The organism is Flindersiella endophytica (assembly GCF_054779015.1).
In genome coordinates this window covers 208735-227274 of record NZ_BAAGYY010000028.1, presented here as the reverse complement: position 1 = coordinate 227274, position 18540 = coordinate 208735, and the positions used below count along the sequence as shown (strand labels likewise).

The 18540-nt window shown below is 65.6% G+C and carries 19 protein-coding genes and 4 tRNA genes; 13 read left to right on the top strand and 10 right to left on the bottom strand.

The features are described from left to right. Positions 1 to 219: 219 nt before the first annotated feature. The gene (locus ACYVF6_RS34875; RefSeq protein ID WP_460527969.1) at positions 220 to 609 is read right to left on the bottom strand and encodes an NUDIX hydrolase; all 390 of its coding nucleotides are present in this window, start codon (positions 607 to 609) and stop codon (positions 220 to 222) included. A gap of 668 nt (positions 610 to 1277) precedes the next feature. Between ACYVF6_RS34875 and ACYVF6_RS34870 the strand changes: the two genes are divergently transcribed. Next, positions 1278 to 2243 (top strand): hypothetical protein, encoded by a 966-nt coding sequence (locus ACYVF6_RS34870; RefSeq protein ID WP_460527629.1) that lies wholly within the window; start codon positions 1278 to 1280, stop codon positions 2241 to 2243. Positions 2244 to 2254: 11 nt separating this feature from the next. Here ACYVF6_RS34870 and ACYVF6_RS34865 read toward each other — a convergent pair whose 3' ends face one another. Continuing rightward, positions 2255 to 3250, bottom strand: coding sequence for a GNAT family N-acetyltransferase (locus ACYVF6_RS34865; RefSeq protein WP_460527627.1), 996 nt, complete (start codon positions 3248 to 3250; stop codon positions 2255 to 2257). 5 nt (positions 3251 to 3255) lie between these two features. Then, entirely contained in the window at positions 3256 to 4017 is a 762-nt protein-coding gene (locus ACYVF6_RS34860; protein ID WP_460527625.1) for a GntR family transcriptional regulator, read from the bottom strand. A gap of 386 nt (positions 4018 to 4403) precedes the next feature. On the opposite strand from ACYVF6_RS34860, the gene ACYVF6_RS34855 reads away from it, so the two are divergent. Genes ACYVF6_RS34855 through ACYVF6_RS34840 form a run of 4 tightly spaced genes read left to right on the top strand, consistent with a single transcriptional unit; the run spans position 4404 to position 7878 of the window. Next, positions 4404 to 4778 carry a hypothetical protein gene (locus ACYVF6_RS34855; protein WP_460527623.1) on the top strand — a complete coding sequence of 125 codons (375 nt, stop codon included), beginning with the start codon at positions 4404 to 4406 and terminating at the stop codon, positions 4776 to 4778. Then, positions 4703 to 6403, top strand: coding sequence for a replication initiator (locus ACYVF6_RS34850; protein WP_460527967.1), 1701 nt, complete (start codon positions 4703 to 4705; stop codon positions 6401 to 6403). Before ACYVF6_RS34855 ends, ACYVF6_RS34850 begins: the two co-directional genes overlap by 76 nt. Before the next feature lie 42 nt (positions 6404 to 6445). Further along, complete coding sequence (locus tag ACYVF6_RS34845) at positions 6446 to 6661, top strand: helix-turn-helix domain-containing protein (RefSeq protein WP_460527621.1); 216 nt, start codon at positions 6446 to 6448, stop codon at positions 6659 to 6661. Between the two features lie 2 nt (positions 6662 to 6663). Continuing rightward, positions 6664 to 7878: a site-specific integrase gene (locus tag ACYVF6_RS34840; RefSeq protein ID WP_460527619.1), complete on the top strand. Its 1215-nt coding sequence runs from the start codon at positions 6664 to 6666 to the stop codon at positions 7876 to 7878. Between the two features lie 77 nt (positions 7879 to 7955). Here ACYVF6_RS34840 and ACYVF6_RS34835 read toward each other — a convergent pair. The 4 genes from ACYVF6_RS34835 to ACYVF6_RS34820 all read right to left on the bottom strand — a co-directional run bounded on the left by ACYVF6_RS34835 (position 7956) and on the right by ACYVF6_RS34820 (position 9491). Continuing rightward, positions 7956 to 8032 (bottom strand) — tRNA-Val (locus ACYVF6_RS34835). A gap of 18 nt (positions 8033 to 8050) precedes the next feature. Further along, a tRNA-Cys gene (locus ACYVF6_RS34830) sits at positions 8051 to 8121 on the bottom strand. A gap of 61 nt (positions 8122 to 8182) precedes the next feature. Continuing rightward, positions 8183 to 8255, bottom strand: a tRNA-Gly gene (locus tag ACYVF6_RS34825). A 114-nt stretch (positions 8256 to 8369) separates the two neighbouring features. After that, entirely contained in the window at positions 8370 to 9491 is a 1122-nt protein-coding gene (locus ACYVF6_RS34820; RefSeq protein WP_460527617.1) for a CapA family protein, read from the bottom strand. A gap of 57 nt (positions 9492 to 9548) precedes the next feature. Between ACYVF6_RS34820 and ACYVF6_RS34815 the strand changes: the two genes are divergently transcribed. From ACYVF6_RS34815 to ACYVF6_RS34805, 3 genes are read left to right on the top strand one after another with little or no spacing between them, the layout of a single operon-like run. Beyond that, entirely contained in the window at positions 9549 to 10022 is a 474-nt protein-coding gene (locus ACYVF6_RS34815) for an Rrf2 family transcriptional regulator (protein WP_460527615.1), read from the top strand. Continuing rightward, positions 10023 to 10670: an NIPSNAP family protein gene (locus ACYVF6_RS34810; protein WP_460527613.1), complete on the top strand. Its 648-nt coding sequence runs from the start codon at positions 10023 to 10025 to the stop codon at positions 10668 to 10670. 22 nt (positions 10671 to 10692) lie between these two features. Next, positions 10693 to 11538 carry an alpha/beta fold hydrolase gene (locus ACYVF6_RS34805; RefSeq protein WP_460527611.1) on the top strand — a complete coding sequence of 282 codons (846 nt, stop codon included), beginning with the start codon at positions 10693 to 10695 and terminating at the stop codon, positions 11536 to 11538. Between the two features lie 129 nt (positions 11539 to 11667). Here ACYVF6_RS34805 and ACYVF6_RS34800 read toward each other — a convergent pair. Together ACYVF6_RS34800 and ACYVF6_RS34795 are read right to left on the bottom strand one after the other, a co-directional pair. Further along, positions 11668 to 11739 (bottom strand) — tRNA-Val (locus ACYVF6_RS34800). Positions 11740 to 11766: 27 nt separating this feature from the next. Next, positions 11767 to 12225, bottom strand: coding sequence for a TIGR02611 family protein (locus ACYVF6_RS34795; protein ID WP_460527609.1), 459 nt, complete (start codon positions 12223 to 12225; stop codon positions 11767 to 11769). Between the two features lie 244 nt (positions 12226 to 12469). Between ACYVF6_RS34795 and ACYVF6_RS34790 the strand changes: the two genes are divergently transcribed. Next, on the top strand, positions 12470 to 12904 hold the full coding sequence (locus tag ACYVF6_RS34790) for an SsgA family sporulation/cell division regulator (RefSeq protein WP_460527606.1): 435 nt from the start codon (positions 12470 to 12472) through the stop codon (positions 12902 to 12904). Positions 12905 to 12967: 63 nt separating this feature from the next. Here ACYVF6_RS34790 and ACYVF6_RS34785 read toward each other — a convergent pair whose 3' ends face one another. Beyond that, the gene (locus ACYVF6_RS34785; RefSeq protein ID WP_460527604.1) at positions 12968 to 13807 is read right to left on the bottom strand and encodes an aminotransferase class IV; all 840 of its coding nucleotides are present in this window, start codon (positions 13805 to 13807) and stop codon (positions 12968 to 12970) included. Positions 13808 to 13967: 160 nt separating this feature from the next. Between ACYVF6_RS34785 and ACYVF6_RS34780 the strand changes: the two genes are divergently transcribed. The 4 genes from ACYVF6_RS34780 (at position 13968) to ACYVF6_RS34765 (ending at position 18519) form a co-directional block, all read left to right on the top strand. Beyond that, a complete protein-coding gene (locus tag ACYVF6_RS34780; RefSeq protein WP_460527602.1) occupies positions 13968 to 15533 on the top strand; it encodes an Hsp70 family protein in 1566 nt (521 codons plus the stop codon). 12 nt (positions 15534 to 15545) lie between these two features. Beyond that, entirely contained in the window at positions 15546 to 16709 is a 1164-nt protein-coding gene (locus ACYVF6_RS34775) for a J domain-containing protein (protein ID WP_460527600.1), read from the top strand. A 4-nt stretch (positions 16710 to 16713) separates the two neighbouring features. After that, a complete protein-coding gene (locus ACYVF6_RS34770) occupies positions 16714 to 17202 on the top strand; it encodes a nucleotide exchange factor GrpE (protein ID WP_460527598.1) in 489 nt (162 codons plus the stop codon). Positions 17203 to 17280: 78 nt separating this feature from the next. Further along, the gene (locus ACYVF6_RS34765) at positions 17281 to 18519 is read left to right on the top strand and encodes a hypothetical protein (protein WP_460527596.1); all 1239 of its coding nucleotides are present in this window, start codon (positions 17281 to 17283) and stop codon (positions 18517 to 18519) included. The last annotated feature ends 21 nt before the right edge of the window (positions 18520 to 18540 follow it).

Below are 18540 nucleotides of genomic sequence, written 5' to 3'. Positions count from 1 at the left end.
CCTGGCCCCACGCTGGCTGCGTTGGACGAAGATCGCCCGTATGACCTTTTGCGATCGACTCCGCCCGCCTTGCCAGCCCGGCGCCATGACCGTCCTCGCTATCCACCGACACTTACAGGACACCCCCTAGTCCGGGGGCGGGTGGGTTGGACAGTCCGCGGGGACGGGGTATCGCCGGCCTTTCGTGGCGAACCATCAGCCCGCCTGACGAGGCGGCCGCTAGGGCGCGAGTCCCGCCTCTTCGAGGGCCCGCATCGAGATACGCGTGGCGGCCGGGTCGGGATCGCTGACGCAGGTCGCGGCGTCGGCGGCGCGGAAGATCCGCCGATGGACGATTTCGAACTCGGGTTCCCACGCGCCGATCGCCACGTCGGCGAGCCAGTAGGACCGGACGAGAACGAGGCCCTCCTCGTGTCCCCGGATGCAGTGGCTTCGGGCGTAGCCGAGCAGCCGGGCGTCGAGGACCTGGACGCATGCCTCCTCACGCAGCTCGCGGTCCAGGGTCTGGCGTAGCGTTTCGGCGCCTTCCGGGCGGCCGGCGGGGAAGCCCCAGTGCACCTCGTCGGGGCTGATGAGTACGAGATCGCGGCCGTCGTTGCCGACGCAGATTCCCGCGGAGCCGGAAAGGGTGAGAAAAGCGAAAGAGGCCTCCGAAGAGGCCTCTTACCAGCACTAACGCGCTGTGGGCGACGCTGGGATCGAACCAGCGACCCCTACCGTGTCAAGACACTTTTGGTGGATTGGAGGTGCCTCGATGGCGGTCTTTGGCCTGGTGATCACGGTGATGTGTGTCCGTACACGTACGGCCTCGCTCGCTGCGGTCGTCACCCGGCTTGTCTCCCGCCTGTCCTTTGGTCAGCGGCTGGCTGACCTGCAAGGCGGAGAGGGTTTGGCCGGTGTCCTGGCTTGGTCCGGGAGGATGGGCGCCCGTAGCCTCGACCGGCACGGCAGGCGGCTTGGCGCCTGCCCGCAACCACCTGCCGTGGGCGCCCGTCCTTCGGGACCCGGACCAAGCGAGGTGGCTAAAGCCTCGCAGCCGCCCTAGCCATCGTCCGTAACACTCCCTGTGAGGTCGTCAGAGCGTCTTCTGGCGGCCCGTTTTCATGTTCCGCGCCGTGGCGCGACCGCCGGCTGTCGCCCCTCAGGCGTAAGGCCGAAGCGGTCGCCGTGGAGCCCGGCGCGTGCGGCCCGTTTGGGCCGCCTTGAAGACGTAAAGAAAGTTCTCACACGGGTAGTGGTAAGGATCTCGCAGGGAAGGTTGCCAGCACGTTGTAACCATGTGGCAACTCACTCGACCAAATGATGTGGGGTCACTGCCTCGGATCGCACGACAGAGCACTTATCTGCTGGAGAAGATGGGGATCGACGTGTTGAGACGTTCTGGGTCAGACTGGTGGGATTTGCAGCATCATGCTGGCGCCATGGCTGGCCTAGTATCCGTGTTCTTTATTGCGATGCGTATCTACGCTGTATCTGAATACGATCTGCAAACGGCCCTTGGAATTCTTCAGGCTGCCGGACCAGCTAACGTAGTTGTAAGTGCAGTACTTCAGGCCATGACCTTCTTGCCGATCGGAATATTCAGTTTGGCTGGCTACCGCTTGGTGTATTTGATAGAGACAAGAGAAGGTAGAGCGGCAGAGGTCTATATCTTGTTGTTTGTGATGGCAATTGTGGGATTCTTGAGCCCGTGGGCCGTTGTGCCAGCCCTGGGCTTCTTTGCCTTGGCGTTTATCGTACTGTTTGTATTTGCCGTCTTGGCAGTGGTTTTTGGTGTGGGTACGTCGTTCTTCAATTTCTTCATTAGGCGTGTCATACTTGAAGAGGGAATCAAGGGTGAGCCTTCACCTCGACCTCATAGCCGTTCTCCTGGTGCAATATCTAGGCCCAAAGGGAGGCGAAGTGACTTGGGCAAAATCCGGGCACTCTGCCTTTTAATGATGGGAGGGACGGTGATGCTTGCGACTGTAACTTCAGATCCTTGGATGCCTGTTGAAGAGATGCAGATGAAAGGACGTCTCTCGCGTGTTGGATACGTCCTTTCCGAGAATGAAAGTGAGTTCGAGTTTTTGTTGGACGATAATCGGGAAATTGTCCGCATTCCTGTGGAAGATGTTCAAGATCGGAGTATGTGCATTAAGGAGGAAGCACTTTTCCGACTTGACCGGATGCTACTCCCGTTGCCTATGTGGTTTTCCGACAAGTCACTGGCGCGTTATTCAATTTGTCCGGTGCATCTATAGGCTCGCATGGCTTAGCCTAGTTCCTTGAGTAGATGCACATGCACTGGCGGGAACAATCCCGGAAGTAGTTCCTCGGCCTCCTGGAGGCTGGCCCAACGAACTTCGGCTAGTTCGTCTTCATCTCCCACGAAAATGTCAGTCTTCGCGACCGGCTTACAGGCAAGGTAGATCATTGTGCGGCCAGTTTTCGGGTGTATACGGCGTCCGATTTCGCGCTCGGAGGCGCGCACCAGTAGTCCCGTTTCCTCTTTGACCTCCCGTACCGCTGCGTCGGCAGCGGATTCGCCAGGTTCGATTTCGCCTGCGATGAAGGTCCACGGTGGTCGGTTGTCGTTGCGCTTGCCGATAAGCACTCCGAGCTTACTGGTAACGATTGCTGCTACCACAGGCTGTGGTTCAGGTTTCGTTGCATCGTTAGGCACGCGGTCACCTTCTAGAGGTAGTTCATCTAGGTATGTGCTTTCGCGTGAGGGTGTAACTGGAGGTACATGGTAGTAGCCAGCAGTTCGTTGGAATAACGCACCGGACTCAGTTCTTCTGGGCGGGTTGTCGACTGTCCGAAGGTGCGTGAAACCGCGTAGGAGGTAGTAATGGTGGAGTTTGGTGTTGTCCCTACGACAGTCCAGGCGTAGCCATTTCTTGCCAGCCAGTCGAGCACGGCTGCTGGCCCAATTGATGATGGCATCGCCAAGTGCCCTGCCGGAGTGTGCGCGCAGGACTGCCATTTTGATCAGGTAGAGGGCGTCGTCAGGACGGTCTTCTGAGGTCCAGAAGTCGCGATCTGGACCGTTGAGCGTTACCGTTCCCGCAGGTTGCCCGTTCTGGTCCTCAATGATCCATGCGCTACCTTGCTTCACGTAGTTCTTTAGCAGACCCTCGGCGTACTCCGAATAGTCGTCTGTCCACTGTCGAACCCCGGTTTCCTTGAGCCATTGTGCAGCTTCCTTGCGAATGGCTAGGATGGTATCGAGGTCCGCATTTGTTGCTTGTCTGATTAGGTATCTCACGTTGTTCACTTCGCCGTTACGTCATAGACGATGATGTGCCTATCTCCGGGCACAATGCTGATGATGACTCGGACTGGCCGTCCGTCCTGGTTGTAGCCAGTTCGGACGTGTTCAGCAACAGGAGTCATCGGTGGAAGATTCAGTCGAGTCGATTCCTCGTACGACGGCATTCGAATCTTGATCTCGTCGTGGAATCGAACTTGAGTATGACCGGCAGCTTTCATCAGGCCGCCTTCGATGAAGACGTCTCCTGGCTCCATGATCGGCGTATCTCGCGCGATGTCTTCCGGATAGTAGGAGTCTGCGAGCTGGAAGGGAACGCCGTCCACATAACGCACGCGGCGACGTACCACTACGGGCGTGCTCTCAGGGAGGTCCAAGCGTTCGGTAACCAGTGCCGGAGGTCGAACGATTGACAGCTCAACGTCTTGGCGAGGATCGCGATTCTGCGCCGTCACGTCGGATGCCCATGCGTCCTGCCCTTGGCCGATCTTGTCGCGACGATGCGCCTGGTGCTCGAAGGTGCCTGGCTCCCAGGTGATTGGGTTGTACCGCCGGACACGGCGTCCTTGACCTCGCCCTGCGAGCAAGAGTCCCTCTGCGGTGAGTAGGCGCAAGGCTTCCCTGATGGTCCCTCGGCTTACGTCGTACTCGTCCGCCAGGGCCTGTTCTGCAGGTAGCTGCTCGCCGTACTCGCCCGTTCGGATGTGTTCGCGAATGCGTCCGGCAATGCGTTCAACAAGTGGTCGGCGGTCCTCCGGTTCCACGATGGTCGATGTCTCCTAGGTCGTTGTCTCGGATGCTCGCCTTGACACCTACGTGTCAAGGATGGCTGTTTACCTTGCGCGCGCAAGGTAGCGCGGGCTCTAAGTCTATACTCTTTGCACTCTCTTTACTTTCAGCCCATGGCGCGAGGCATGTCCGGCTGAGAGTATGTACTTAGTGGACTCCATGAACTCAGTGGTCTTCACGGCGCGTGATCAGGTGATCGTCATCGTTGAGGTGACTGCTTGTTCGAGTCGGGTGACGCGCGCGACCGGGAACCGGCTACCAAACCTTCTGGTCCGCTGGCAACAGCACACAAGAAGTGACCCCGACAGAGCTGCAACTCCATCGGGGTCGGGCATCGACCGTCTACGAAAGGACACAGACGATGCTTGTTCAGGATACCGCTCACGTCTCGTTCGTCGCGCCTCATGGCTGGGACTCGAAGCCTTCCGGCTCCGCCCTGCTCCCCAAGCAATCCGGCGACAGCCGGAACCCGCTGACTGATCCTTCCCAGTCTCCCAACGCCATGGCGACCCTCCACACCGAGCTCGATCACCGAACCAACGTCTACAAGCCCACCCGACTCAACTTCGCCCGCCTCTGCCTCTACTGCGACGAAACCGACTGCACGTCTGAAGAGTGCATTGACCGCTACAACCGTTCCCGTTGGGCTATCTGCCCGGAGTGCAACGGAGGCCGCGACATTGTTGGTCTCTGCGGCTACTGCATCTACGGCGTCGAAGAACTCTGCTCCGAGTGACATCTTCGACGGTTACTCTCGCGCCCCGGACTGGTCAAGGACTGGCCCGGGGTACGGGAGATTCCGCCGAAACCCTCCCTGGCTCACGGCTCGACTCCGAGACCGTCACGTCAGCTCTCGATCGCAGCAGCCGCGCCGATTACTGGCGATGGCAAAACCACATCCGCCCAGCCGCGGGCTGTACCCAACCGGTCCGCTTGACCGGCCGTATCCGCCGAGTCCAAGTCGACACGTCGAGCGGTGGGGTCCTCAACGAAACCACCCGGTCCACCACGGACATGCCAGACGGCGCCATCTACAAAGCCTGCGGCAACCGACGCACCTCGGTCTGCCCGTCCTGCGCCGAGATCTACCGGGCCGACGCCTACCAACTCGTCCTGGCCGGACTCAGGGGCGGCAAAGGAATCCCGGAGGCCGTAGGAGGCCACCCAGCGGTCTTCATGACCCTCACAGCCCCATCCTTCGGACCCGTCCACACCCAACGCACCACAGCGGCCGGGAAACCCGCACCCTGCCGAGCACGCCGGCGACCAGATATCTGTCCCCACGGCATCGACCTTCGCTGCTACGAACGCCACCAAGACGGCGACCACCGACTAGGGCACGCTCTCTGCCTCGACTGCTACAACTACGGCCACCACGCCGTGTGGAACATTCACGCCCCCGAACTGTGGCGACGCACCACCATCTGTGCTCACCGGGTGCTCGAGCACTGGGCCAAGGATCACGGCCACACCGAACCGGTACGGATCTCCTTCGGCAAAGTGGCCGAGTTTCAGCGACGCGGACTGGTGCACTATCACGTCCTTGCCCGCTTCGACGGCATCGAGGTGGATGACAAAGACGCCATCGTCACGCCACCGGCATGGGCGAACAGCTTCGTCCTGACTTGGATCCTCCGCGAAGCAGCCGAACGCACCCACTTTCAGACGCCCGAACTCCTCATCAACCAGCGTGACAAACCAGAACTGTCTATCAACCAGCCCGACGGCTGGTCCATGTCGTGGGGTGAACAAGCCGACATCCGCCCGGTCAACCTACGCGGAACCGACCCACTCACCGACGAACGCGTCACCGAAGAACTCGGACCAGGTGGCCGCCGACGCATCCTGTCCGGCCAAGCCGTCGCGGGCTACCTGGCCAAGTACGCCACCAAAGCCACCGAGACCACCGGCTACACCTCCCGACGCATCACCCCCGACACCATCGACGCCTACACCACACCCACCCACATCGGCCGCGTCATCCAAGCCGCCTGGACACTCGGACGCCGCAGCAGCCAAGAAGGCTGGGACAAAACCCGCTACGCCAAACTCCGCCACTGGGCACACATGCTCGGCTACGGCGGCCACTTCTTCACCAAATCCCGCCGCTACACCACCACCTTCCGCCAACTGCGGCAAGCACGCATTGACTACCGGCGCGCCATCTTCCTCGCACGCGAACACCTCGACGACAACCACGACCTCATCGACATCGCCGAACTCACATACCAAGGAACCGGCTGGCACACCACCGGAGACGCACTCCTCGCCAACACGTCGGCGGCGCTCGCTAGGTCACAACGTCAAGCAGCCAAAGAAGCACTTGACACCTACGTGTCAAGTGGGGAAGTGGTCCTTTGACACGTAGGTGTCAACGATGAGTAGGAGGGAGGTAAGGGCCGATTGACAGAAGTCCTCTCGGCTGAGGACGGCGAGCCTTGCCTGATCTATACCGTCAAGCAAGCCATGCGAGTACTCAGCCTCGGCAGAACCGAACTGTATGAAGAGATCCGATCCAAGCGGCTGGAGTCGTTTAAGCGTGGGCGACGACGACTCTTCTCGCGAAACGCCTTGCAGGCATACGCGAACCGCATCGAGCAAGAAGGAAAGGAGGTGTAACGATGGCAGAGAAACGACGCAACCCCGGTGAGGGAAGTCTCTACTTCGACAAGGCACGCAACCGCTGGACAGCGGAAGTCACCGTAGGCTATGACGCCCGTGGCAAACGTATCGTGAAGAAGCGACGCCGCAAGGACAAGACCGCAGCCAAGAACGCACTCAAAGACCTCATCCGCAGCCTGGACGACGGGACTCCGATCGAGTCCGACAAGTACACCGTCGGCGACGCGGTACAAGCATGGCTGAAAACTGGTCTCCGTGGCCGCTCCGAAGGCACGATCAAGAAGAACACCATTTGGGCGAACGTGCACGTGATCCCGGCGCTCGGACGCCGGAAGCTCCGCGAACTCACCGCAGACGACGTAGACACCTGGCTCGATGACTTGGCCGAAGACCTCAGCACGGACTCGCTTCGACAGGTCTACTCCGTCCTCAAACGATCGGTCGCACACGCACAAGCGCGCGATAAGGTGAAACGCAACGTTGTCACCCTCTGCCAGGTGCCGACAGGCCGGGACGGCCGACCTTCCAAGTCACTCACCCTCGAACAAGCAGAACGAGTTCTCGACGCCGCCGAAGCGGACGACTCGACTGTCGGCGACTACATCGTCGTCTCTCTCACCACTGGTGCCCGAACCGAGGAAGCCCGCGAACTGGGCTGGGATCTCGTCAACCTCGAAGGCCGGCCGGATGCCGATCCGCCGATTCCGCCGCACATCGACGTCTGGCGCTCCGTCCGCGTCGGCGGCGACACCAAGACTGTCAAGTCACGCCGCACCCTGGCCGCACCCCAACGAGCCGTAGAAGCTCTTCAAAGACAACAGGTACGCCAACAACGGCAACGCGACCACCAAACCGCGCTCGACCGCCAGGCGCCGCCAGAGGACGGTACCCACTGGCAAGACACCGGTCTCGTCTTCACCACTCGCCACGGAACCCGACTCGAAGCACGAAACGTCCGCAGAGCGTTCCGCAGAATCATCGGGACAGCAGGACTCGAACCAGGGGAGTGGACACCCCGCGAGCTACGCCACAGCTTCGTCTCGTTGCTTTCCAACCATGCCGGTCTCAAGCTCGAAGTAATCTCACTGCTCGTCGGGCACGCCGGTACCAACGTCACATCGAAGGTCTATCGCAAGGAACTCAGGCCGGTCATGCTCGAAGGCGCTGAGGCGATGGATCGAATCTTGCCAAGCAAGCGTCAGGGAAGCGCCTAAGAGTGGCGCTGTCTCCCAATCTGTCACCCCGGTCTCATCGGGGATGGCTTCGTGATCTTGCCATCCCCGGTCTGACCTGGGTGGGCGACGCTGGGATCGAACCAGCGACCCCTACCGTGTCAAGGTAGTGCTCTCCCACTGAGCTAGCCGCCCGCACGAGGTGTTAACCCCGAGGTGGAGACGGGATTTGAACCCGTGTACACGGCTTTGCAGGCCGTTGCCTCGCCTCTCGGCCACTCCACCAACAACAGGCCTGAGGTGGCGCCAGGGTGGTGCCCCGGGCCCGGATCCAAGACCCGCTCCGAGCGGACGACGGGATTCGAACCCGCGACCCTCACCTTGGCAAGGTGATGCGCTACCAGCTGCGCTACGTCCGCATTTCGCGCCGCCCTGTTTCCTGCGGCGCGTTGAGTACATTAGCCGATCTCGCACCGAGTGCAAACTCGACCCCCCGGCACGACGAACCCGGCGTGTCGCCACGGCCTCGCCTCTCAGGGTACGCCAGGTACGCCCTCCAGGCCCGTGCAGTCGCGGAGGTCGGCGAAGTCGGAGATCATGCGCTGTTTCCGGTCGCCGGTCGCGGGTTCGGGCAGGCCGCTGGACTGGATGTAGGCCGGCGTCCACTGCATTCGCGAGACCTTGCGGCCGTCGAGCGTGAGCTTCATGACGCCCGTCGTCGACTCGCGTGGGGTGTTCTGGCTGTACCAGACGAAGTTCCCGAAGCCGTACGCCACGAACGCGTTCCCCAGCCGCCCGGCGCCCTGCAGGACGTGGGCGTGGCTGCCGACGATCAGGTCGACACCGGCGGCCTCGAGCTTCTCCGCCAGCTCGCGCTGGTCGGCGTTCGGGCAGGACTCGCGTTCGGTGCCCCAGTGGAGGTACGTCACCACCACGTCGACCTTGGAACGGACCTCGCGGACCTCCTCCAGCAGCCGGGTCGGGTCGATGGCGACCGCGATGCCGGCCTCGCCGGGTCTGGCGGGCCAGTTCTCCACGGTCGGGTCGAGCGGGAACGCCGTCGCGGCGATCACCGCGATCTTCGTACCCCTGATGTCGTGGATGGCCGGCGCGAACGCCTCGTCGTCGTCCTCGCCGACGCCGATCACGTCGATCGGCCCGTCGTGCTTGGCCCGCAGCGTCTCCTCGAGCCCGCCCTTGCCGTAGTCGACGCCGTGGTTGTTGGCCATCGTCACGACGTCGACGCCCGCGGCCTGCAGCGCGTCGAGCGCCGAGGGTGGAGTACGGAACGTGTAGTTCTTGTCCTCGGGCGTGCCGCCGGTGGCGATCGCCGTCTCGAGGTTGACGACGGTGAGGTCCGCGTCGGTGAGCGCCGGCGCGATCGGCTCGAGCGCGGTGTCCGGATCGTCCAGCCGGGACCGCAGCTGGTCCCAGAAGTGGATGTCGCCGGCGAACGCGAGCGTGACCGGCTTGCCGGGCTCGGCCGCGGGCTTCGGCTTGGCGGACGGCTCCGGCTCCCGGGTCTCCGAGGCCGGTGCTGTCGTACGGGCCGCGGGTGGGTCCTGCGGCGGATCGTCGGCCTCGGAGGCGGGTAGCAGCGAGCATCCGGCGACAGCCGCGCAGGCGACGGCGGCCAGGAGCAAACGACGGGCCATCGCCGAATCGTACGGTGCGTATCCGCGATGCCGCCGGGACGGTTGCGATCTTCGGCCATGTGTAACAGAATCTGTTACAGCAAGCAGGGGGAGGAAACCTCGATGGCGGCCAACAGCAGGCTCACGATCGGCGTGCACGCGCTGGCCTGGATGGCGCTGGCCAGGCAGCGAGGACGCGGGCAGCTGACGTCCGACGAGATCGCGGCCAGCGTCAACACCAACGCCGTGATCCTGCGCCGCAGCCTGGGTGACCTGCGCCAGGCCGGCCTGGTGTCGGTGCGGCACGGGCCTGGGGCCGGCTGGCGGCTGGCCCGCGAGCCGGAGGACATCACGCTGCTGGACGTCTACGCCGCGGTCGAACACGAGCCTCTGTTCGCCCTCCACCGCACCGAGCCCAACCTCGAATGCCCGGTGGGCAAGGGGATCCGGCCCGCGCTGACCCAGATCTACGGCGGGCTCGAGCAGACCCTGCGTACCGAGCTCAGCCACACCACGATCGCGGACGTGCTCCGCCAGACCCTGAAGGCGTAGATGAACGACACCATCGGCTGCCCAGTCGTCGAGCTGCGGCAGTACACCCTGCGGCCCGGCCGGCGAGACGAGCTGATCGAGCTGTTCGACCGCGAGTTCGTCGAGAGCCAGGAGGAGCTGGGCATGGCGGTGCTCGGCCAGTTCCGCGACCTGGACCGGCCGGACCGCTTCGTCTGGCTGCGCGGCTTCGGCAGTATGGCCGCGCGTCCCGGACCACTCGACGCCTTCTACACAGGCCCGGTCTGGAGGACCCACGGCAAGGCCGCCAACGCGACCATGCTCGACAGCGACGACGTACTACTGCTCCGTCCGCTGCCCAGCCAACGCGGCTTCCCGGTCCTGCCCGAGCGCCCACCGGCCGGCGCCACCGAGCTCCCCGCCTCCCGCCTGCTGGTGACGATCCACTACGGCGACGCGCCCTTCGACGCGCCGATGGCGGCCGAGGTGGAGCCGCAGGCGTGGTTCGTGACGGAGTACGCGGAGAACAACTTCCCGGCCCTGCCCGTACGACAAGGGGAGCACGTGCTCGTCTCGTTCACCCGCTTCGAGTCCGAGTCCGGCCTCGACGACCACCTGAGCCGCGTGAAGCCATCGGAACGGTCAGAGCAGCTGCGTCTCGCCCCGACGGCAAGGTCCAGGTTTCGCTGACTTTCTGCGCCAGGATGTGGGGGTGACTCCCGACCTGATCGCGCTCGCGGACGGCAGGCGGCTGGGCTGGTACGAGTTCGGAGACCCGGGCGGTGCGCCGGTCATCTACACGGCAGGCACGCCGGTGTCCGGCCTGGGCGGAGCTGCTTACGACGAGCCGGCCCGGGCGGCCGGGCTGCGCTGGATCTCGCCGGACAAGCCGGGCTACGGCGCGTCCGACTACCAGCGGAAGCGAAGCCTGGCCGGCTGGGGTGCCGACCTCGCCACGCTGGCGGGCCACCTCGGCCTGGACCGCTTCGCGCTGGCTGGCGAGTCCGGCGGCGCTCCGTTCACGTTGGCCGCCGCGCACCAGCTCACCGATCGGGTGAGCGTGGTGGCCCTGGTGGCAGCCGGTGGCCCGATGGCCCGCGCCGATCGAGTGGGCATGAACGTGAGCGCCCGGCTGATGAACTGGTTCGCCCGGAACGCCCCCGCCCTCAACACCTTCCGCGTCGCGTCGATGCGCCGGGCATTGGCCAGCCCGGCAAGGCGGAAGCGGCTCCTGGCCAGCGCGCCGGATGCCGCGTCGAACGCCGCGCTGGCCCTCGAGCTCGACGCCGTGGCTGACGCCCTGCGGCAGGGTTCCCGCGCCACGGTGCAGGAGCTCGCCCTGATCAAACGCCCGTGGCCGTTCCCACTCGGCGAGGTCCGCACGCCGGTGCACCTCTGGCACGGCGCCCTCGATCACAACGCACCGATCGCCTTCGCCCGCAGGCTCGCGGCCGAACTGCCGCAAGCCACCCTGCACGTCAGCGACTCCTCAGGCCACGACGTCGGCTTCGACCGCAGCGCGGAGATCATGTCCGTGCTCGCCACGGCCGCGAGCTAGCGCGCGGTTGCTGTATTTCGCCGCTGTACGTCTGGATTACTGGTCGGCCAGCGTCTTCGCACCGAATGCTCTACAGAAGCTCAGAAGGCCCCTTTTCGCTACCGGAAAAGGGGCCTTCTGACAGTCGGGTGGGCGATACAGGGATCGAACCTGTGGCCCCTTCGGTGTGAACGAAGTGCTCTCCCGCTGAGCTAATCGCCCGAGTGCGAGGTAAACCTTAGCGTACGGTCACGGCAGGCCGCGCATCCAGTTCCACATCCGCGCCACCGGTGCCGGCAAGCCGTACGCCGACACCCAGAGCACGCTGCAGCCCGCCACCACCACGACCACAGCGGCCGCGATCAGGAGGTTGCGGTTGCGGGTTCGCGGGTCCAGGGCCTTGTGGGCCGCCTGCGCCGCCTTGACCCGCGCCCAGTGCAGCGCGCGCTCCGCCCACGAGAACTCCGTCGCCAGGATCGCGAGGCCGAGGATCAGCGCCAGCCAGCCTGGGCCAGGAGTGATGAACATGATCAGCCCGGCGATCACGATCAGCGTGCCGAGGACGAAGATGCCTGCGCGCCAGGTCAGGTCGAGTGAACGGTGCCGGCGGACGCGAGACCGAAACGCACGCAGGCGTTTCCGGATCCGGCCAAGTAGCCGCCGGAACGGCCGCGCTTTGCCGCGCGTCTGGTCAGTGTCTGCCGCCACCCCGGCAGCGTACCGGCCGGAACGTCTTCGACGCTGTGCACATCCTGGGCCACCACCCGGGTCGCGCGAAGGAACGAATGAGACCCCATTCTGTCCAAATTCTGAGACGATGTAGGCCACAAATCGGTCAGATTGGGATGCACCCACCCTCGCGGGTTTGGGAGTTCGGTGATCAAGGAGCAGACTCTCGCGCTATGGCCCTACCGCCGGATCGGCATCACCCACGGAAAGGCCCCCGACCCTGATGGACGCACCAGCATCGGTGACGCAGGCGTTACCTCTTCGCCTGATCGACGGAACGGGCGCAGCACTGAAGCTCACGGCAGAGCTTCGGTATGACGCTCGTGACCCCTACGCCGTCGACATCGTCTTCCACACTGGCGAACCCCGCGGCGTACGCTGGGTCTTCGCTCGCGACCTCTTGGCCGAAGGGCTCTATCGCCGCAGCGGCGAAGGTGACGTTCAAGTGTCACCGCTCGTCGATGATCGTGGACGCGGCGTGATCCAAATCGAGCTCCGCTCACCAGACGGCGAGGCGGTGCTTCAAGCGCCCGCCGGTGGGCTCGAGGGGTTCCTCAACAGCACCTACGCGATCGTCGCGCAGGGCACGGAAAGCTCGCACATCGATCTCGACCACTTGGTCGAGACGCTGCGCGAGCCTGGCACGACCACGTTCTGAGCTGGTTGGCGGTCCGGTTTCTCCCAGCCGGGTCGTGCCCGGACCGCCTGGCTCAGGTATTTCTCACGGGTCGAGGTCGGCCGCGGCGCGGAGGGCGAAGGATTCCATCGCCTCTGTCGTACGTGGTCCAGGTGCGTCGATCTTGCGCTCTTGGTCGCCGTTACGCACTGTGCTCACGCCCTGGACGTCGCGTGTCGTCGACGTCAGGAAGATCTCGTCGGCCTCGTCGAGCACCGACAGCGGAAGGTCGGCCTCTTCGGCTCCACACCACTCGAGTACGAGCGCGCGCGTTACGCCGGCCAGGCAGCCGGAGCTCAGCGGCGGCGTGAGCAGCCGCCCGCCGATGACGACGAAGACGTTCGAGCCGGTGCCCTCGCACAACTGGCCCGTGGTGTTGGCGAACAGCGCCTCGGTGCTGCCGCGCTCGTGGGCGTACGCCAGCGCCACGACGTTCTCCGCATAGGACGTGGTCTTCAGACCCGTCAGAGCGCCTTTCTCGTTACGCGTCCACGGCACGACGGTCACCGCGGTCGCCGGTTGGTGTACGGCCAGGTCGGTGACCGCGACCAGCAGCGTCGGCTCGGCGTCACCACGCTCGGAACCCAGCGGCGCCGGACCGCCGGTGTAGGTGATCCGCAGCCGCCCCGCCGGCTGCTCCCAGCCGGAGAGCACCTCGGCGACGCCACGGCGGGCGAAGTCGAGGTCGGGCTTCGGCAGGCCCAGGCCGGCCGCCGACCTCGCCAGCCGGTCGAGGTGCCGGGTCAGCGCGAACGCGACGCCATCGGTCACCTTCAGGGTCTCGAAGACGCCGTCGCCCACAGTGATCCCGTGGTCGGTCGGCGAGATCGCCGGCTCGGTCGCTTCCGCCAACACCTTGCCGTTGTGCCACAGCCTCAACACCATCCGTACTCCTGATTCTGTTCTGCTGAGTTCCCTGCCGGATCCCCGCCGGGGTCTACGGGGCAAACCATATGCCGGGCGGCGTGTTCCGGGACCCGCCCCGCGCCCCGCACTGTTAGCGTTCAGCTACTGCGAACCGGCGCGCGAAGGGGACGGACGACAAGTGGGTCACACCATCGGGATCGACCTCGGCACGACGTTCTCAGCGGCGGCGAAGGTCAACGAGCTCGGCAAGCCCGAGATCATCCTGAACCGCGACGGCGAGAACATCACGCCGTCGGTCGTGCTGTTCCAGGACGAGATCCCGATCGTCGGAACGATGGCCAAGCGTTCGGCCGCTTCCTCGCCGCTCGACGTCGTGCAGTTCGTCAAGCGCGCGATGGGCGACCCGACCTGGCGGTTCGAGACCACCGGCGGCACGGCCTACCGTCCCGAGGAGATCTCGGCGATCATCATCAAGCGGCTGAAGGAGGACGTCGAGCTCGCGCTCGGCGGCGAGGTCACCGACGCCGTGATCACCGTCCCGGCCTACTTCGACGACGCGCCACGCCGCGCCACGATGGACGCGGGAAGGATCGCCGGCCTCAACGTGCGCCGCGTGCTCAACGAGCCCACCGCGGCCGCGCTCGCCTACGGCGTCGACTCCCAGACCGAGGGCACGTTCCTGGTCTACGACCTTGGCGGCGGAACGTTCGACGTCACGGTCATGCGGGTGGAGCAGGGCGAGTTCGAGGTGCTGGCCACACACGGCGACCGCAACCTCGGCGGCTTCGACTTCGACAACCTGCTGATGCGGCTGCTCAACGACCGCTACCAGGAGCAGGGCGGCAGCGACCTGCTGGCCGACGACACGGCCGAGGCGGACCTCCGTGAGAAGGCCGAGATCGCCAAGCGCAGCCTGACCTCGGTCGAGCAGACCCGGGTCGTGGTGGCCAAGGACGGCGTGTCGAAGGTCATCCCGGTCACGCGGGCGGAGTTCGACGAGGTCGGCTCCGCGCTGCTCAGCCGCACCCGCGACATCGCGCAGATGGTCGTCGAGGACGCCGGGCTCACCTGGCCACAGGTCGACCGGATCCTGCTCGCCGGCGGCTCCACCCGGATGCCGATGGTGCGCACGATGATCACCGAGCTGGCCGGCAAGGACCCCGAGCGTTCGATCAACCCCGACGAGGTGGTCGCGCTCGGCGCCGCGCTCCAGGCGCACATCACCGAGGTCGAGGCGGTGGCCGGTGCGGCTTCGGCGAGCGGCGCCGAGCCCGGCAACCTGCCCGTGCTCGCGTCCGGCATCACGATGCCGCGCATTCGCGACGTGACGTCGCAGGGCCTGGGGGCGATCGCGTTGAAGCGCTCCGCACGCCACGACGACGACATGGAGAACGTCGTCATCATCCCGCCCAACACCAAGATCCCGGCCAAGCGCGGCCAGGTCTTCGAGACCCTGCAGGACCAGCAGACCCGGCTCAAGGTCGAGGTGACCCAGGGCGACGACGAAGATCCGGCGTACGTGCGGATGGTCGGCGAGCAGACGCTCGACATCCCGGCCTACTCCAAGGGCGCGCCGTTCGAGATCGTCTACGCCTACGACATCGACCAGACAGTCTTCATCGAAGTCGTCGACAAGACCTCTGGCGAGCAGGTCGGCACGTTCGAGGTGCACAACGTCGCCAACATGGACGAGAATGAGGTCACTGAGGCGGCCGACAAGATGCGCCGGCTCGAGATCAGCTGACGCCGGGGCGCCATGCTCGTCAACTACTACGACCTTCTCGAGATCACTCGGACCGCCACGGCCGAGGAGATCCGCGCGGCGATCACCAAGCAGCGCAGGATCTGGGTGCGGCGGCAGTCCAGTCCCGACCCCGACCGCAGGGCCGAGGCCGAGCAACGCGTACGCCAGATCGACCAGGCCGAGAAGACACTGCTGAACGCTGCCGAGCGTTCGGCGTTCGACGCGCGCCTGGCGGGGGAGCGGTCACCGCTGCCGCCACCGCGAGCCGACCGGCGCGGCGGCACCGGCACCGACACCAACCAGCCGCCTTCCGGCCAGCGCACGGCATACGACTGGCTGGAGCGGGCGCGTACGTTCCTGGCGCAGGGCAACCTCGGTGCCGCGACGAGAGCCGCTCGCGAGGCGACCTCGCTGGCTCCCGGGCTGGCCGAGGCCTGGCACCTCTACGCCCAGGCCAGCGCCGAAGACGAACGGCCGGCCGACGCCGAATGGGGCTACGCCGAGGCGATCGACCTCGAGCCCGGCAACCTCGACTTCCGCCGTGGGCTCGGCGAGGCCTACCTCAGGCAGCGCAAGTGGCGGCAGGCGGTCACCGAGTTCGAGCGCGTGCTGCAGCAGGCACCGGACGACCCGCGCGCGCGAGCCGGACTCGGTGAGGCGTACGTCAACAACGGAAACACCAAGCAGGGTTTGGTTCTGCTGGAGAAGGCCGTCGAGGAGAGCCCGGACGACGCCGGCGTCAAGACGTCCTACGCCTACGCCCTGCGCGACAGCGCGGTCGACAACCTCGCCGAGCTCGACGGCGGCGCGATGGTCGTGCTGTCCCGCCGCCAGCTGGCTCTCGTCCGGCGCAACGCCCGCAAAATAAGAGCGTTGCGGCTCAGCGACCCGAAGGTACGCGCGCTGGCGGACGAGCTGCGCTCGCTGGCCAAGGACGCAGGCAAGGCGGTCTGGATGCCCTGCTATCACAAGAAGTTCTACGCCATCCCGCTCGCGCTGGCGATCCTGCTGATGGCTTTGGCGCCCCGCGGCCTGGAGGGAAGCAGCCTGTACCAAGGGGTCGGCGTCGTGCTGGCACTGATGGTCGTCGGGTGGTACGTCTGGCGGCACCGCATCCCGGCATGGAAGATCCGCCGCAAGGACCTGGGGCAGAAAATCGTCAGGAAGGGTCTGTGATCGCATGTCCGAGTCCACTGAGCTGACACAGCTCACCGAGGAAGTCGCGTCATTACGGGAGCTGTTCCAGCGCAGACTGCTCGAGGACAAGGGCAAGCAGCAGCTCTACGACGAGCTCTACCGGCAGCTCCAGTTCGCCCAGAAGGGCCTGGTCGAGCAGTTCATCGCGCCGATGACGCGCGAGGTGCTGCTGGTCGTCGACCGGCTCGACAGCACGACCGAGCACGTCTCGGAGGAGTCCAGGCACCTGCTGACCTCCGTACGCGAGGAGCTGCTCGAGGTCCTGGCCCGCCGCGGCCTGCGCCCGGTCGACGCGTGGGGCGCGCAGTTCGACCCCCGCCAGCACGAGGCCGTCGGCCGCGTCGCCGTGAGCGACAAGGACCAGGTGGGACGCGTGGTCGAGGTCCGCCGGCCGGGCTACCTGCTGGAGGACCGACTGGTCCGCCCGGCCCAGGTCATGGTCGGCTACCTCCCCGCGAATCCGGCGGGCTGACCCTCGCGGAACCCATGTCCTGGCATGGGCGTCTATATCCTCACCTGTTCCATTCCGGCAGGAGGGGGATGAGATGCCATGGTTCGGTACACACGGGGAACGATTGTCGCGGTTCTGCTGACTCTCGCGCTGGCCGCGTGCACGGGCGAGCGAGTTCCGGCGCCCAGCTGGACGGATCCGGGCCAAGCACAGACCGAAGGGGCGGAACGGCTGCCCAACGTCTCCGCGTCGCCGTCCGGCCCGCCGCCGTCACCGGTTGTCGGAGCCCTGTACGGCAAGGTGACCAGTACGAACGGACGAGCGATCACCGACGCCGAGGTGTCGCTGTTCCAGATCACCAGGGACGAGGAGATCCGTACCGGCCTCGCGATGTTCTCGCTGGGCTTCTACTGCCTGATTCCGGGGTGGTGCGCCTCGCCCGTCGAGGCGGAGCTCTCGTCGTACGGCTACTACAGCTTCCCGGCCCGGGTCATGAAGCAGACGCCGGACCTGGCGCTGTCGGCCAAGCGCCCGAGCCGGGCAGACGAGCTGAGCCCTGCCAGCACGAGTCTCTCGCTGCCGAACGCCCGTGACCCGCAGCAGGCACCGGACGTCGCGATCTGGGAGCCGGCGCTGCGGATGGAGCAGCGAGGCGACCGGATCGTGGTGCGCTGGCCCCGCCTCTCTGGCGCGGTGCACGGCCCCGAGGTGACGTACTCCGTCTGGGTCCGGTCGCTTCAGGACACCGGCGCCAGAAGCGAACAGGCGGCCGGCCCGACCACGGGCACGTCGGCCGCCCTCGACCTGCGGGTCTATGAGGACCAGCCGACCGAGGTGGTCGTGATGGCGAGCAGCAAGGCGAACGTGCGCGGCCAGGAGGTCGAGTTCGGCTACCGCACGGCCGGTCACGAGCTGCCGCCCGGCGACACCCCGCCGTCTCGCGGGAGGCCCTGCGTCGTCGACGGCAGGTCCGGCACGCTCGTACCCGCCAAGTCGCCGTGCGCGATGACCGACGGCGACCTGGACCTGCACCAGGAGGTCCTGGCACCCGGCGACTGCTCGGTCGACACCAAGGGCTGCGAGCCGACCAGGCACGAGCGCCTGTGCGTCGACCTCGGCCACGTTCGCCCGGTGCGGCTGGTGGTGTTGCGCACGCCGTTCGGGTTCACCGACATGCGCCTCGAGACCTCGGCCGACGGGGAGAGCTTCCGTACGATCGGACGCTCCCGGGACGCCGACGTGATCGACGTCCGCCCGCGGACCGTCCGAAATGCGCGGTACGTCTGCGTGCACGGCTCGTTCACCGGGCACCACATCCGCGAACTCTCGGTCTGGTGAGCCTCGGCAGCGCGGGCGTCG